The sequence below is a fragment of the Arthrobacter sp. W4I7 genome (assembly GCF_030816215.1).
Classification (GTDB): Bacteria; Actinomycetota; Actinomycetes; order Actinomycetales; family Micrococcaceae; genus Arthrobacter; species Arthrobacter siccitolerans_A.
Map to the genome: position 1 here is coordinate 1453988 of NZ_JAUSXU010000001.1, position 12364 is coordinate 1466351.

Consider the following 12364-nt stretch of genomic DNA (forward strand, 5'->3'; position numbering starts at 1 on the left):
CCGTCGCCTGGACAGTCTCCAGGGTAAGGCCCTTCACGCGGATGGCGTAGGGTTAAACAACCATGGCCAATATTGATTTTTCCGCTGAAATCCGCGCCCTTCGCGCCACCTACGACTCCATTGAAAGAGTCTCCGACGTAGAGGCACTGAAGGAAGACATCGCCGAACTGAGCGAGCGGGCCGGCGAACCGGACCTCTGGGACGACCCCGCAGCGGCACAAAAAATCACCTCCCGCCTTTCACACCGCCAGTCGGAGCTGGAGCGCCTCACCAGGCTCGCGGCCAGGATCGACGACCTCGAAGTCCTGGTAGAGCTTGGCCAGGATGAGGACGACGCCGATTCCATGGGGGAGGCGGCCGCCGAACTGGAGTCGGTCAAGAAGGCCCTGAAGGAACTGGAAGTCGTCACCCTGCTGTCCGGCGAGTATGACGAACGCGAGGCCGTGGTCTCGATCCGGGCAGGAGCCGGCGGCGTTGACGCGGCCGACTTCGCCGAAATGCTGCTCCGGATGTACCTCCGCTGGGCTGAACGCCACGGGTACCCCACCACCGTGATGGATACTTCCTACGCCGAGGAAGCCGGCCTCAAATCGGCGACCTTCGAGGTCAAGGCCCCCTACGCCTTTGGAACGCTCAGCGTTGAGGCCGGAACGCACCGGCTCGTCAGGATCAGCCCCTTCGACAACCAGGGCCGGCGCCAGACGTCGTTCGCCGCCGTCGAAGTCATCCCGCTCATTGAGCAGACGGACTCCATCGAGATCCCGGACAACGAAATCCGCGTGGACGTGTTCCGCTCCTCGGGGCCGGGCGGTCAGTCCGTTAACACCACCGACTCGGCCGTCCGCCTGACCCACATTCCCACCGGGACCGTGGTTTCCATGCAGAACGAAAAGTCGCAGCTGCAGAACCGTGCCGCCGCCATGCGCGTGCTGCAGTCCCGGCTCCTGCTCCTAAAGAAAGAGCAGGAAGACGCCGAAAAGAAGGCGTTCGCCGGCGACGTCAAAGCGTCCTGGGGCGACCAGATGCGGTCCTACGTGCTCAATCCCTACCAGATGGTCAAGGACCTGCGGACCGAGCACGAAGTCGGCAACACCTCGGCAGTTTTCGACGGTGAAATCGATGACTTCATCGACGCCGGCATCCGGTGGCGCACGGACAACCGCAACGCGGAGAAGTAAGGCGCAGCAGCCCGGCCAGGAGCAGCAGCCGGCGACACGCCCCTTGAAACCGGCCTGATTCACAGGTTCCCCTGCGTATAGTCGAGGGGCCGGGGCCCTACTTCCCCCAAACGAAAACCCGCGCACCGGCTGCAGAACTGGGCTGCATGAGAATCAGCTATGCCCTGCAGGGTACTTAGGGCCATGATCCGATTCGAAAATGTCACCAAGGTCTACGACCAGACAACCCGGCCTGCGCTGGACTCCGTCAACCTTGAGATTGACCGCGGCGAATTCGCCTTCCTCGTCGGTGCATCAGGCTCCGGCAAGTCCACCTTCCTGCGGCTCGTCCTGAAGGAAGACCGGGCAACGTCCGGCGCCGTCTACGTCGCCGGCCAGAACGTCGCCAGGATCTCCAGCTGGCGCGTGCCGCGGCTCCGCCGGGGGATCGGTGTCGTCTTCCAGGACTTCCGGCTCCTGCCCCAGAAGAACGTCTTCGCCAACGTAGCCTTCGCCATGCAGGTCATCGGCAAGAGCCGCAGCGTCATCCGGGACACTGTTCCCGAGGTACTGAAGACCGTGGGCCTGGAAGGCAAAGAGCACCGCATGCCGCACGAACTCTCCGGCGGCGAGCAGCAGCGCGTGGCCATCGCCCGCGCCGTGGTCAACAGGCCAGGAATCCTCCTCGCCGACGAGCCGACGGGAAACCTGGACCCCACCACGTCGATGGGCATCATGGGCATCCTGGACAAAATCAACCAGAACGGCACCACCGTGGTGATGGCGACGCACGACGACGACATCGTCAACGAGATGCGCAAGCGCGTGGTGGAGCTCAAGAACGGCGTGGTCATCCGCGACGAGGCAAAGGCGCTGTACACGTCCATGATTCCGGTAGTCGGTCAATCGCGCAGGCTCAAGGATGCGAGCGGCCGGGAGACGCCCGAAGCGGGACAGCCGGGCGAAGGCGAGGGACAGCGATGAGGCTTGCATTCATCCTCAGCGAGATTGGCAGCGGTCTCCGCCGCAACCTCTCGATGGTTGTGTCAGTCATCCTGGTCACCTTCGTCTCGCTCACCTTCGTGGGTGCGGCCGGAATGCTGCAGATGCAGATCAACCAGATGAAGGGCTACTGGTACGACAAAGTCCAGGTGGCCATCTTCCTGTGCAGTGAAGGGTCGACGGCGGCCGGTTGCGCCACCGGGCCTGTCACCGCGGAGCAGCAGGAGAGTCTCAACTCCCTCCTTGAGTCCCCGGCAGTGGCCCAGTACACCAACGACTTCCAGTACGAGTCCAAGGAAGAGGCCTACAAGCACTTCAAGGACCAGTTCTCCAATTCGCCCATCGTGGACTCCGTGACACCGGACCAGCTGCCGGCATCCTTCCGCATCAACATGAAGGATCCGGAAAAGTACCAGATCATCAGCGAGACCTTCGCCTCCCAGCCGGGAGTGGAAACCGTCATTGACCAGCGTCAGCTCCTCGAGCGGCTGTTCTCGGTGATGAACGGGGCCTCCCTTGTTGCCGTCAGCATCGCCGGCGTGATGATCGTCTGCGCCATCCTGCTGATCGCCACCACCATCCGGCTCTCCGCCTTCAGCCGCCGCCGCGAAACGGGAATCATGCGCCTGGTGGGCGCCTCGAAGACGGTGATCCAGCTGCCGTTCATCCTGGAGGGGGTTATCGCGGCAGTCATCGGCGCTGCACTTGCCTCCGCCACCCTCTGGGCCGTTGCGCACTTTTTCCTCGGCGAATACATGTCCCGGCAGTACCCGGACACGGCCTTCATCTCCTCAGGCCAGACGCTGATCCTGGTACCGGCTTTGATAATCCTTGGCGGATCCTTGGCGGGAATTTCGTCTCTCTTGACCTTGCGCCGATACCTTCGCGTCTAGGTATGCAAACCGAACAAGGAATGCCCATGAACGTAACGGATCAAACGTCCCCGCGGCGCCAGCGCACCAGCGGGCGGAAGTGGCCCCGCCGCGCCGGCATTATCAGCGCTGTGCTCGCCGTCGTCCTCAGCGCAGGACTGGCATCATCCTCCCCGGCAGCCTTCGCCGACGAGCTTGAGGACAAGCAGAAAGCACTCGAAGCCGAAGCAGCCAGGGTCCAGCAGTCATTGGAATTCGTTGATTCGCGCATTGCCAAGGCCGCCGGCGACCTGATCATTTACCAGGGCCAGCTGCCCGGTGCCCAGCAGGCGCTCCTTGAGGCCCAGGGCCGTGTTGCCGGAGCCGTCAAGGAAGTTGAGGCTCTTTCCGCCCGCGTGGACATGGCCCAGCAGAACAAGGCCAAAATCACGCAGCAGCTTGAAACGGACAAGCAAAAAATCGCGGACACGAAGAAGCTGATTGGCCAGATCGCCACCCAAGCCTATAAATCCGGGGGAGTGCCCTCCAACCTGTCCCTGTTCTTCGGCTCAAACAACGGCGGAAGCCTGACCGAGACGATGGACCTGGCAGACCAGGCCATGCGCAGCCAGAACGCCGCCATGGACAAGCTGTCCCAGCAGAACGCCACCAACGTCAACTCCGAGGCGCGCCTCCAAGCCGTTGAAGCCGAAATCAAGGACCTGAAGGCCAAGGCCGACGCAGCCCTTGAACGGGAGAAGGCAGCCCGGGACGAAGCAGCCGCCAGGAAAGACGAAGTGGACCGGCTCATTGCCGACACCACCCGCCTTGACGCGGAACTGCAGGCCGCCAAGCCCGGCATCCAGTCCCAGCTTGCCGGTGTGCAGGCCAGCCAGAACGCCGTGGCAGCCGAAATCGAAGAACGCGACCGGAAGCTGCGCGAGGCCTGGGAAGCCGAGCAGCGCCGGCTGGCGGCGGAAGCCGCAGCCGCGGCGGCCGCTGCAGCAGCAGCGAGGAACCAGCCGCCGCCCCCGGTGCAGCCTTTTGTGCCGCCTGTTGGATCGCCGTCGGCCTTTGGACTCCGGCATCCATTTGATGGCAGCGTCCCCATCACGTCCGGCTTCGGCTGGCGCGCAACGCCGCCCGGAACCATCGACTTCTACGGCCAGGGCGGCTACCTGCACACCGGAATCGACTTCGGCGCGGCCTGCGGCACGCCCGTCTACGCTGCGGCAGCAGGCGAGGTCTTCAGCTCCGGCTGGAACTCAGCGGACGGCGGAGGCTGGCGGGTGAAGATTTCCCACGGCCTGGTGCAGGGCAACACGCTGAATACCATCTACTACCACAACTCAAGCATCGTGGTGTCGAACGGCCAGCGGGTATCGCAGGGGCAGCTGATCGCGTACTCCGGCAACACCGGAAACTCCACCGGCTGCCACGCCCACTTTGAAACCTGGTTGAACGGCAACGCTGTGGACCCGATGGGGCTGCTGTAGCGCCCATTAGCCTGCCGTACACTGGTATGACTCCGCGCCGGCTGGCCCGGAGGACTTCCGATTCTTGAACTGAGGAGCTTTCCCTTGCCTAAAGAAAGTGGCCGTAAAGTGGTGGCCACCAACCGCAAGGCCCGGCACGACTACCATGTGCTGGACACCTACGAGGCTGGAATCGCGCTGATGGGAACCGAAGTGAAGTCCCTGCGCGAGGGCCACGCCTCCATGGTGGACGGGTTCTGCACCTTTTACAACGACGAACTGTGGATGGAAGCCATCCATATCCCCGAGTACAACCAGGGCAGCTGGACCAACCACGCGGCACGCCGCCGCCGGAAGCTGCTGCTCCACCGCGAGGAACTCATCAAGATTTCGCACAAGGTGCGGGAATCGGGCTATACGATCGTTCCGCTGCAGCTGTACTTCGTCGATGGCAAAGCCAAGGTGGAGATCGGTGTGGCTCGCGGTAAGCGCGAGTACGACAAGCGGCAGACCCTCCGCGAACAGCAGGACAACCGAGAAGCGCAGCGGGAAATGCGGGAGCGCAACCGCCGCCGCTAGGCGGGAATGAATTCCCTGAATGATGCGTTATGATGGGTAGTCCGGTGGGCTTGCCTGCCGGTTTGGTAAAAGAATATGGGGATGATCGGTTTCGACGATGTTAGTCGCGACAGGTGAAGCGGGCCGAGGATGCAGAATTATCTCGTAAACGCTTTCTGCAAACCAATAAGTGCCGAATCTAAGCGCACTGACTTCGCTCTTGCTGCCTAAGCAGTAAGACAGTCCGTCAGCCCGAGGTTGCTATCGCCCCGGATCCTGGCGTCATTTAGATAGCCACTGCTGTTCACCTCCGTCATCGGGGTGAACGGGACTCTTAGATGACTGGGCCCGGATCAGCCAGCTGTTTGCGGCATGGCTGGGGCCGAGAAAGTCCGACGCAAACTGCGCCCGGAGAAGCCCTGACAACACGACATCGGACGGGGGTTCAATTCCCCCCATCTCCACATTTGTGATGAGTCGATCCTTTAGGTTGGATTCATCGAAAAGCACCCCGGTCTTCGGACCGGGGTGCTTTTCTTTGCCCTGGCTTGGTAGTCCCGGTCCCTGGCCCAGGGCACCCAGGCGCCCGTTCACCGACGGCGTAGCCCCGCCGGGACTATGAACCCGCGCCCGATCGTTGTCACGGTTAGGACCCGGACAAGCAACGCCGCCGGGGAGCCGTATACCGAGGAGGTGCCCCAATGAACCAGGGGAGCGAGCCAGTTTCGCAGGCGCCCGACGACGACGCCCTGGACTCGTATTCAGAGACAGTCATGCGCGTGGCTGAGGCAGTCACGCCGCACGTGGCGGCCATTGAGATGACCAGCAACCGGAGGAACGGCCGTTTCCGTGTGGGGGCAGGCTCCGCCGTGCTTTTCACCGAAGACGGCTATCTCCTGACGAATTCGCATGTGGTGGCCGGCACGCACAAGGGCCATGCGGCCTTTGCTGACGGCAGCCGGACCGACCTTGAACTGGTGGGCGTAGACCCGTTGTCTGACCTTGCGGTGGTCCGCGGTAGGGCACCCAAGGTGGCCCCGGCACAGTTCGGCGACGCCGAGACGCTGCGGGTTGGCCAGCTGGTCATCGCCGTCGGGAATCCGCTCGGCTTGGCTGGGTCGGTGACCGCAGGGGTGGTCAGCGGCCTGGGCCGGGCCATCCCGGTGTGGTCAGGCGGCAACCGGCGGGTGATCGAGGACGTCATCCAGACCGATGCGGCGCTCAATGCCGGCAGCTCCGGCGGCGCCCTGGCCGATTTCCGTGGGCGGATCGTGGGAATTAATACCGCCGTGGCCGGCGCTGGGCTGGGACTGGCAGTACCCATCAACTCCACCACGCGCCGGATCATCTCGGCACTGCTGAAGGACGGCCGCGTCAGGAGGGCTTACCTCGGCGTTGTCAGCACACCGATCAGGCTCAGTGCGAGCGCGGTGATCAGGACGGGGCAACGCGAGGGACTCAGGGTGGTGGAAGTGCTGGCGGGATCGCCTGCCGGCCGCTCCGGCCTGCTGGCGGGCGATATCATCCTGACAGCCGGAAGCCGCCCCGTCAGCAACGCTGAAAGCCTGCAGAAGCTGCTGTTCGCTGATGCGATTGGCCAGCCGCTGCGGGTCCGCGTGCTGAGGGACGGCCAGGAAATGGACCTTGTGGCCGTGCCGGAAGAAATGCCTGCAAACGGAAACGGGTGACCGTTACCGGCGCTTCTTCAGGTGCGCTACCGGATCCTGGGCGCCTTCGAGCGGGGCTTTCGCCTTCTTCTCGGCGCGTTTTTCCTTGATGGATTTAACGGGCTTCTTGTTCAGCTGCTGATGTGGTGACTTGTCCGGCATGGCGTACTCCTTGCGACACGGGGACGGCTGTGTCCCACTTCGTAAATTACGCCTGTTCCGCGCTGAATGTAATGCCTGAATCAGTCCGGGGCTGGCACGTCCGCGATGCCCACAAAACGTGTACCGACGCCGTCGAACTCGCCGCGGACGTACCCCGGGCGCAGTGGCGGAACGTCCGCGGGGCTGTGGTGCTCACACACCACATACGTAAACTCCGGCCACCATTTCTTGGGGCGCGCCGCTTCCTCATAACCGCAGACAGCGCACTCCAAATGCACCCAGACCGGGCGCTTCCCTGTCCGGTTGGCGCGGGACTGGACCAGCCACGGCGGCGGGTTGTCCAGGATCTCCCCGAGTTCCGCCTCGGTCATCCACTTTGGAAGGCCATGGCGCTGTGCCATTTCCATCGGTACATCCAGGGCAATGGCCGCGTCACGTCTGCTAATCATCACCATCCACGATACGGGAGCCCGCCAAATCGCCCGCCGCAACCCTTAACCGGCCAATGCAAGTCCTGCCGCAGCCGCGCCAAAACCAAGGACCAGATTGGCGGCAACATTCAATGCCGCGGATCCGAACCGTGCTTCACTGAGCAGCCGCACCGTTGCCGTGGTCCAGGAACTAAAAGTTGTGAGGCCGCCGGCCAGACCGGTGGCCAGCGCAGCCTGCCATTCCGGGGCCACCCCGAGTTTGAGGGTCATGGCGTGGGCAGCGCCGATAATGAAGCACCCTGTGACGTTCACGAACAGCGTGGCCCAAGGCCAGTGCAACCGTTTCCTGTTTCTGCTGCCATGGATTCCAGAGTGACGGTTCTCAACGCCGCGGGCAGAACGGATCGATGTGTGATGCGCGAACCAGCTGTCCACGGCAAAACGGAGCAGTGCACCGGCAACTCCGAACACTCCCACCAGCGCAGCCGCCGTCATGGCCGCCCCCCAAACCGGCCGCCACTGCGCCCGTCCACCCAGCCCGCCACAACCTTCCCGGCCCGCCACCCCGCACCGGCCGCGGCCAGCCCCAGCAGCAACGACAGGGCCAGGTAGGTGATCCAGATGAAGTGCGAGCCCGCCCGCGCCAGCTGGTCCACCGCGAACACCACGGCCGAGAATGTCGTGAAGGATCCCAGGAGTCCGGGGCCGAGGCCCGCGCGAAGCCAGAACGCGGTGTGCGGCCGTGCCATCCACACCGTAGTCAGCAACGCCAGGACAAAGCTTCCACCCACGTTGATCCCCAGCGTGGCCCACGGCATGGACCCCGGAAAATCCGGAAACGCCAGTCCCAGTCCGTACCGCAGCTCAGTCCCGATCAGGCCACCAACGGCAACAGCACACCAGGCACGCGCCGGCGGTATGCCCGCAGGCGCCATTCAGCTGTCTCCGAGCAGGCAGCCGGGGTGTGGGTGATCGCTGTGCACCCACAGTGCAGAGGTAATCTCATCGGCCAGATCGTAGTCCCTGGTCCTGCCCGAGTTCCTGATCCGGACCACCAGGGCCCCGCCGAACGGCTTGCGGCCCACGATCTCCACTTCGGCGTCGAGGTCTATCTCCTCCGCGGAAAGGTAGCGGAGCAGGTCGGGGTTTTCGTCGCTGATACGGGTGATCCTGCCGGTGTGCCCCTGGTCCAGTTCGCCCATCAGGTGCGCCCGGGGCATCAGGACTTTCCCGTCGGCCGTGGGAATCGGATCGCCGTGGGGGTCACGCTGCGGGTCTCCGAGTTTCGCTGCAACGCGTTCGATGAACGTGTCGGAGACGGCGTGCTCGAGCAGTTCGGCCTCGTCGTGGACCTCGTCCCAGCGGTAGCCCAGCTGTTGGACGAGATAGGTCTCGATCAGGCGGTGGCGGCGCACCATGGAAAGGGCCAGCCGGATACCCTGGTCCGTGAGCGTAATGGCGCTGTAGGGTTTATGGTCCACCAGGCCCTGGTCCTTCAACTTCCGGACCATTTCGGACACCGAGGAATTGGCCACCCCGAGGCGCTGGGCGAGCTGGGAGGACGTGATGGGCTTGTCCTGCCATTCGGTGAACGAGTAGATGACCTTGACGTAATCCTCGATGGAGGAGGAGGGCGCGCTGGTCTTCACAGCTCCAGCCTACCCGTTGACCGTCCCCGTTATGCTTTGATGGCCCGCCAGGTCAGCGTGAGATAAGGCAGCTCAAGCTCCTCATCCACGCTGTGGCCCAGGTGCTCGCGCAGGTACCAGTCAAGGTTGGCCAGCACCTTTGCGCGCGTGGTTTCGCCGGCCCGCAGATAGTAGCTCCGGGACTTCGTCAGCTCCACGAGGCCGGTGGTGGTGACGCGGTCCTGCCAATGCGTTACGTGGCCCTCAAGGTCCCGGAACTCCGGGCCCACCTGGGGCCGGAAGCCTGGCTTGTACACATCTCCGGCATGCATGATCCGGGAAAGCCGGTGAACCCAGGGCACCGAGGTGTCCAGCTGGTTCCAGATCAGGCCCAGCGTTCCATACGGACGCAGGACGCGCGCCAGTTCGGTGCTGGCAGCCAGGGTGTCACACCAGTGCCAGGCCTGGGCAACGCTGACGACGTCGAAGGCCGCCGCGGGCAGGCCCGTCGCCTCCGCGGTGGCCTGGACAGCCGCGGCCGCGGGGTAGTGCGCGCGTAACTGTTCGAGCATATCCCCGGACGGGTCCACGGCGGTGACGGACAGTCCCATCCCGAGCAGGAGCTCCGTGAACTTGCCGGTGCCTGCACCGGCGTCGAGTGCATCGCGGGCTCCAGCGGGGACCAGCCATTGCGCTGATTCTTCCGGGTAGCCCGGCCGGACCTGCTGGTAATGCTCGCCGCCGTCCTGGAAGCTCTGGCCGAGCTCCCGGCGACGCCCGTGATCCAATTTGGGGCCACCCCGTACCACGTGTGGCCTCCTTCGATTGATGCCCTTGGGTATCCTCCGAATTTACCGCACGTGCTTAGTCATCGATGCAGGGAGCGGCGCCGGCGGTGCCCGGGGTGTTCGGCGCCCAGTGCGGGTAGGTCCGGGTGTCGTTCGCAGGAACCCAGCGCCCGGCGTCCACCACGTAGTCCCAGCCCAGCCCGTTGCTGCGCAGCGCTGCAATGCCGGCAAGGAGCCGTTCGGCGTCCTCGAGGCGGGAGCCGACGCCGAAGCTGGCGCGGAGGGAACCGGAGGGCAGGCCCAGGCGCTTCAGTAGCGGGTGGGCGCAGAAGCGGCCGTCGCGCAGGCCCACGCCGTGCTCGGCGGACAGGTAGGCCGCCACCAGCCCGGCGTCGTAGCCTTCCACAGAAAAGTTGACCACGCCAATGGTGTCCGTATCCGGATTTGTGTCCTTGAAGATCTGGTGGACGGTCACACCGTCGATGTCCTGCAGGCCTTCCACCAGGAAGGACCGGATGGCGGATTCGTGGGCGTGCCACTGTTCCTGGTCCAGCCCGGCGATCACCTGGGTGGCGCGGGCCAGCGTGGCCGCGCCCAGGACGTTCGGTGAGCCGCCCTCATGGCGTGCCGGGCCGGTGGCCCAGCTGACGCCGTCGAGCCTTGCCTCCTTGACGGCGCCGCCGCCGGCGAGGTGCGGCGTTCCGGCGTCGAGCCAGTCCGCCCGCCCCACGAGCACGCCGGAACCGAACGGTGCGTAGAGCTTGTGGCCGGAGAAGGCGAGGTAGTCGACGTCGTCCGCGGCGATGTCCACGCGGCGGTGCGGGGCCAGCTGGGCGGCGTCCACCACGATCCGCGCGCCGTGTTCGTGGGCGAGCGCGGCCAGGGCGCGGATGGGAAGGATCTCACCGGTGACGTTGGACGCGCCGGTGACGGCGAGCAGGCTCACGCCGCCCTGCTCCAGTTCCGCCCGGACGGCTTCGATGGTGCCGGCGATGGTGTCGGCGGCAACGATGCTGCGGTGCGGGACGCCCTGCCACGGCAGGAGGTTGGCGTGGTGCTCGATGTCCAGGTAGAGGACGTCGCCGTCGGGGCGCCCGTCTGTTGCGGGCAGGCAGCCGGCCAGCAGGTTGAGCGAATCGGTGGTGTTCCGGGTGAAGATCACGGAGTCGTCCGGACGGCCGCCCACGAACCCGCGGACGATGTCGCGTGCGTTTTCGTAGACCGAGGTGCTGATCTGGGACGCGTAACCCGCGCCGCGGTGGACGCTCGCGTAGAACGGCAGGATCTCGTTGAGGTACGCCGAGACCACCGAGAGGGCGGGAGCGGACGCGCCGTAGTCAAGGTTTGCGTAGCGGACATGGCCGCCATGGATCAGCGGCGCCTGGATCTCGGCGCCGGTGACGGCAGCAAGCGGACGGCCGGCGGCGGCGCGGCGGGCATCGAAGGTGGTTCCAGGCTGGAGAATAACGGAACCGGCAGTGGCATTGGGGGAGACGGTGGCAGTTGTCACAGAGACCTCACTTCAAAAGGACTCCCACAGCCGGGAATCCGCGCTTGCCGCATCCGCTCCGGACCGGCCTGGTCGTCACCCGGGGCACCCCACCGCGGTTGGAGGGTTGCCGGCCAGCAAACCGGGGTTTCGCGCTGGCACTCGTGACCTGCTTAAGAGCGTAGAACATGGGGCGGGAAGGTTTGAAGCCGGCATAAATGTTAAGCGCTTTGTTACGCGCCGGCGGAGAAGGGCTTCTTTTACCGAAGAAACGACGGCGGGCGCCTCCTCGTGGAGGCGCCCGCCGCTGATTCTTCGGTAACCTGCCTTACAGGAGGTCGTCCAGGTCCGGGTTCAACCTGCGCAGCACCTCGGAGTGCAGGATGGAATTGGTGGCCAGCGCGTTGCCGCCGAAGGGACCGTCTTCGCCTTCCAGGGACGTGAATCGCCCCCCGGCTTCCACCACGATCGGCACTAGAGCGGCCATGTCGTAAAGGTTCAGTTCAGGTTCGCAGGCGATGTCCACTGAGCCTTCGGCCACCATGCAGTAGGACCAGAAGTCGCCGTACGCCCGGGTCCGCCACACGTCCTCGGTGAGGCCCAGAAAGTTGTCAAGGCTGCCGCGCTCCTTCCAGCCGCCAAGGCTGGAGTAGGACAGGGAAGCATCGGAGAGCTTGGAGACGTTGGATACCCGCAGCCGCGTGGCCGCGGCGAGGGAACGGCCCATGTAGGCGCCCATGTCCTTGGCAGCCCACCAGCGCTTGCCCAGGGCCGGTGCACTGACCACGCCGACCACGGGCTCGCCCTCGTCCACCAGTGCAATCAGGGTGGCCCAGACCGGGACGCCGCGGACAAAGTTCTTGGTGCCGTCGATGGGGTCGATGATCCAGCGCCGCGAGCCGTGGCCGGTACTGCCGAACTCCTCGCCGAGCACGGCGTCGCGCGGGCGGGAACGGGACAGCTGGCCGCGGATGGCTTCTTCGGCGGCCTTGTCCGCGTCCGTAACCGGCGTCAGGTCAGGCTTGGTCTCCACCTGCAGGTCCAGGGCCTTGAAGCGGCTCATGGTCTGGTCATCCACGGAGTCGGCCAGGACATGGGCCAGGCGCAGGTCATCGTTGTAGCTTGAAGCGGGTTGGATCATGGTTCCAAACTACCG

14 protein-coding genes, 1 other RNA gene and 1 riboswitch are annotated in these 12364 nt (G+C 64.8%); of the genes, 7 read left to right on the forward strand and 8 right to left on the reverse strand.

Annotated elements, in window-relative coordinates; all coding sequences use genetic code 11:
- The first annotated feature begins 62 nt into the window (after window positions 1-62).
- The 7 genes from prfB to QF047_RS06710 all read left to right on the forward strand — a co-directional run bounded on the left by prfB (window position 63) and on the right by QF047_RS06710 (window position 6731).
- Window positions 63-1178, forward strand: coding sequence for a peptide chain release factor 2 (gene prfB / locus QF047_RS06680; protein ID WP_307275028.1), 1116 nt, complete (start codon window positions 63-65; stop codon window positions 1176-1178).
- A gap of 183 nt (window positions 1179-1361) precedes the next feature.
- Entirely contained in the window at window positions 1362-2141 is a 780-nt protein-coding gene (gene ftsE, locus QF047_RS06685) for a cell division ATP-binding protein FtsE (RefSeq protein WP_307275030.1), read from the forward strand.
- A complete protein-coding gene (gene ftsX, locus QF047_RS06690) occupies window positions 2138-3052 on the forward strand; it encodes a permease-like cell division protein FtsX (protein WP_306634390.1) in 915 nt (304 codons plus the stop codon). The genes ftsE and ftsX overlap by 4 nt, the downstream gene beginning before the upstream one ends.
- 26 nt (window positions 3053-3078) lie before the next feature.
- Window positions 3079-4506 (forward strand): M23 family metallopeptidase, encoded by a 1428-nt coding sequence (locus tag QF047_RS06695; RefSeq protein WP_307275033.1) that lies wholly within the window; start codon window positions 3079-3081, stop codon window positions 4504-4506.
- Between the two features lie 84 nt (window positions 4507-4590).
- Window positions 4591-5064 (forward strand): SsrA-binding protein SmpB, encoded by a 474-nt coding sequence (gene smpB, locus QF047_RS06700; protein WP_009356865.1) that lies wholly within the window; start codon window positions 4591-4593, stop codon window positions 5062-5064.
- 77 nt (window positions 5065-5141) lie between these two features.
- Window positions 5142-5510, forward strand: a transfer-messenger RNA (tmRNA) gene (gene ssrA / locus QF047_RS06705).
- A gap of 234 nt (window positions 5511-5744) precedes the next feature.
- Entirely contained in the window at window positions 5745-6731 is a 987-nt protein-coding gene (locus QF047_RS06710; protein WP_306634386.1) for a S1C family serine protease, read from the forward strand.
- Between the two features lie 3 nt (window positions 6732-6734).
- Here QF047_RS06710 and QF047_RS06715 read toward each other — a convergent pair whose 3' ends face one another.
- The 8 genes from QF047_RS06715 to hisN form a co-directional block, all read right to left on the reverse strand.
- Entirely contained in the window at window positions 6735-6872 is a 138-nt protein-coding gene (locus QF047_RS06715) for a hypothetical protein (protein WP_306634384.1), read from the reverse strand.
- Window positions 6873-6952: 80 nt separating this feature from the next.
- Window positions 6953-7321: a hypothetical protein gene (locus QF047_RS06720; RefSeq protein ID WP_306634382.1), complete on the reverse strand. Its 369-nt coding sequence runs from the start codon at window positions 7319-7321 to the stop codon at window positions 6953-6955.
- A 45-nt stretch (window positions 7322-7366) separates the two neighbouring features.
- Window positions 7367-7798, reverse strand: a complete 432-nt coding sequence (locus QF047_RS06725) for a CrcB family protein (RefSeq protein ID WP_307275037.1) — start codon at window positions 7796-7798, stop codon at window positions 7367-7369.
- Window positions 7795-8238, reverse strand: a complete 444-nt coding sequence (locus QF047_RS06730) for a CrcB family protein (protein ID WP_307275039.1) — start codon at window positions 8236-8238, stop codon at window positions 7795-7797. The genes QF047_RS06725 and QF047_RS06730 overlap by 4 nt, the downstream gene beginning before the upstream one ends.
- Window positions 8239-8952, reverse strand: coding sequence for a metal-dependent transcriptional regulator (locus QF047_RS06735; protein ID WP_307275041.1), 714 nt, complete (start codon window positions 8950-8952; stop codon window positions 8239-8241).
- A gap of 29 nt (window positions 8953-8981) precedes the next feature.
- The gene (locus QF047_RS06740) at window positions 8982-9740 is read right to left on the reverse strand and encodes a class I SAM-dependent methyltransferase (protein WP_307275044.1); all 759 of its coding nucleotides are present in this window, start codon (window positions 9738-9740) and stop codon (window positions 8982-8984) included.
- Between the two features lie 55 nt (window positions 9741-9795).
- Window positions 9796-11229 (reverse strand): aminotransferase class V-fold PLP-dependent enzyme, encoded by a 1434-nt coding sequence (locus tag QF047_RS06745; RefSeq protein WP_373427750.1) that lies wholly within the window; start codon window positions 11227-11229, stop codon window positions 9796-9798.
- A gap of 35 nt (window positions 11230-11264) precedes the next feature.
- Window positions 11265-11378: riboswitch (SAM riboswitch) on the reverse strand.
- 158 nt (window positions 11379-11536) lie between these two features.
- A complete protein-coding gene (gene hisN / locus QF047_RS06750; RefSeq protein ID WP_306634374.1) occupies window positions 11537-12349 on the reverse strand; it encodes a histidinol-phosphatase in 813 nt (270 codons plus the stop codon).
- Window positions 12350-12364 lie beyond the last annotated feature (15 nt).

What these genes read in the sequence shown, in the direction of transcription:
- prfB (WP_307275028.1), top strand. Translation starts at nt 63, where the DNA reads ATGGCCAATATTGATTTTTCCGCTGAAATCCGCGCCCTTCGCGCCACC.
- ftsE (WP_307275030.1), top strand. Translation starts at nt 1,362, where the DNA reads ATGATCCGATTCGAAAATGTCACCAAGGTCTACGACCAGACAACCCGG.
- ftsX (WP_306634390.1), top strand. Translation starts at nt 2,138, where the DNA reads ATGAGGCTTGCATTCATCCTCAGCGAGATTGGCAGCGGTCTCCGCCGC.
- QF047_RS06695 (WP_307275033.1), top strand. Translation starts at nt 3,079, where the DNA reads ATGAACGTAACGGATCAAACGTCCCCGCGGCGCCAGCGCACCAGCGGG.
- QF047_RS06710 (WP_306634386.1), top strand. Translation starts at nt 5,745, where the DNA reads ATGAACCAGGGGAGCGAGCCAGTTTCGCAGGCGCCCGACGACGACGCC.
- QF047_RS06715 (WP_306634384.1), bottom strand. Translation starts at nt 6,872, where the DNA reads ATGCCGGACAAGTCACCACATCAGCAGCTGAACAAGAAGCCCGTTAAA.
- QF047_RS06720 (WP_306634382.1), bottom strand. Translation starts at nt 7,321, where the DNA reads ATGATTAGCAGACGTGACGCGGCCATTGCCCTGGATGTACCGATGGAA.
- QF047_RS06725 (WP_307275037.1), bottom strand. Translation starts at nt 7,798, where the DNA reads ATGACGGCGGCTGCGCTGGTGGGAGTGTTCGGAGTTGCCGGTGCACTG.
- QF047_RS06730 (WP_307275039.1), bottom strand. Translation starts at nt 8,238, where the DNA reads ATGGCGCCTGCGGGCATACCGCCGGCGCGTGCCTGGTGTGCTGTTGCC.
- hisN (WP_306634374.1), bottom strand. Translation starts at nt 12,349, where the DNA reads ATGATCCAACCCGCTTCAAGCTACAACGATGACCTGCGCCTGGCCCAT.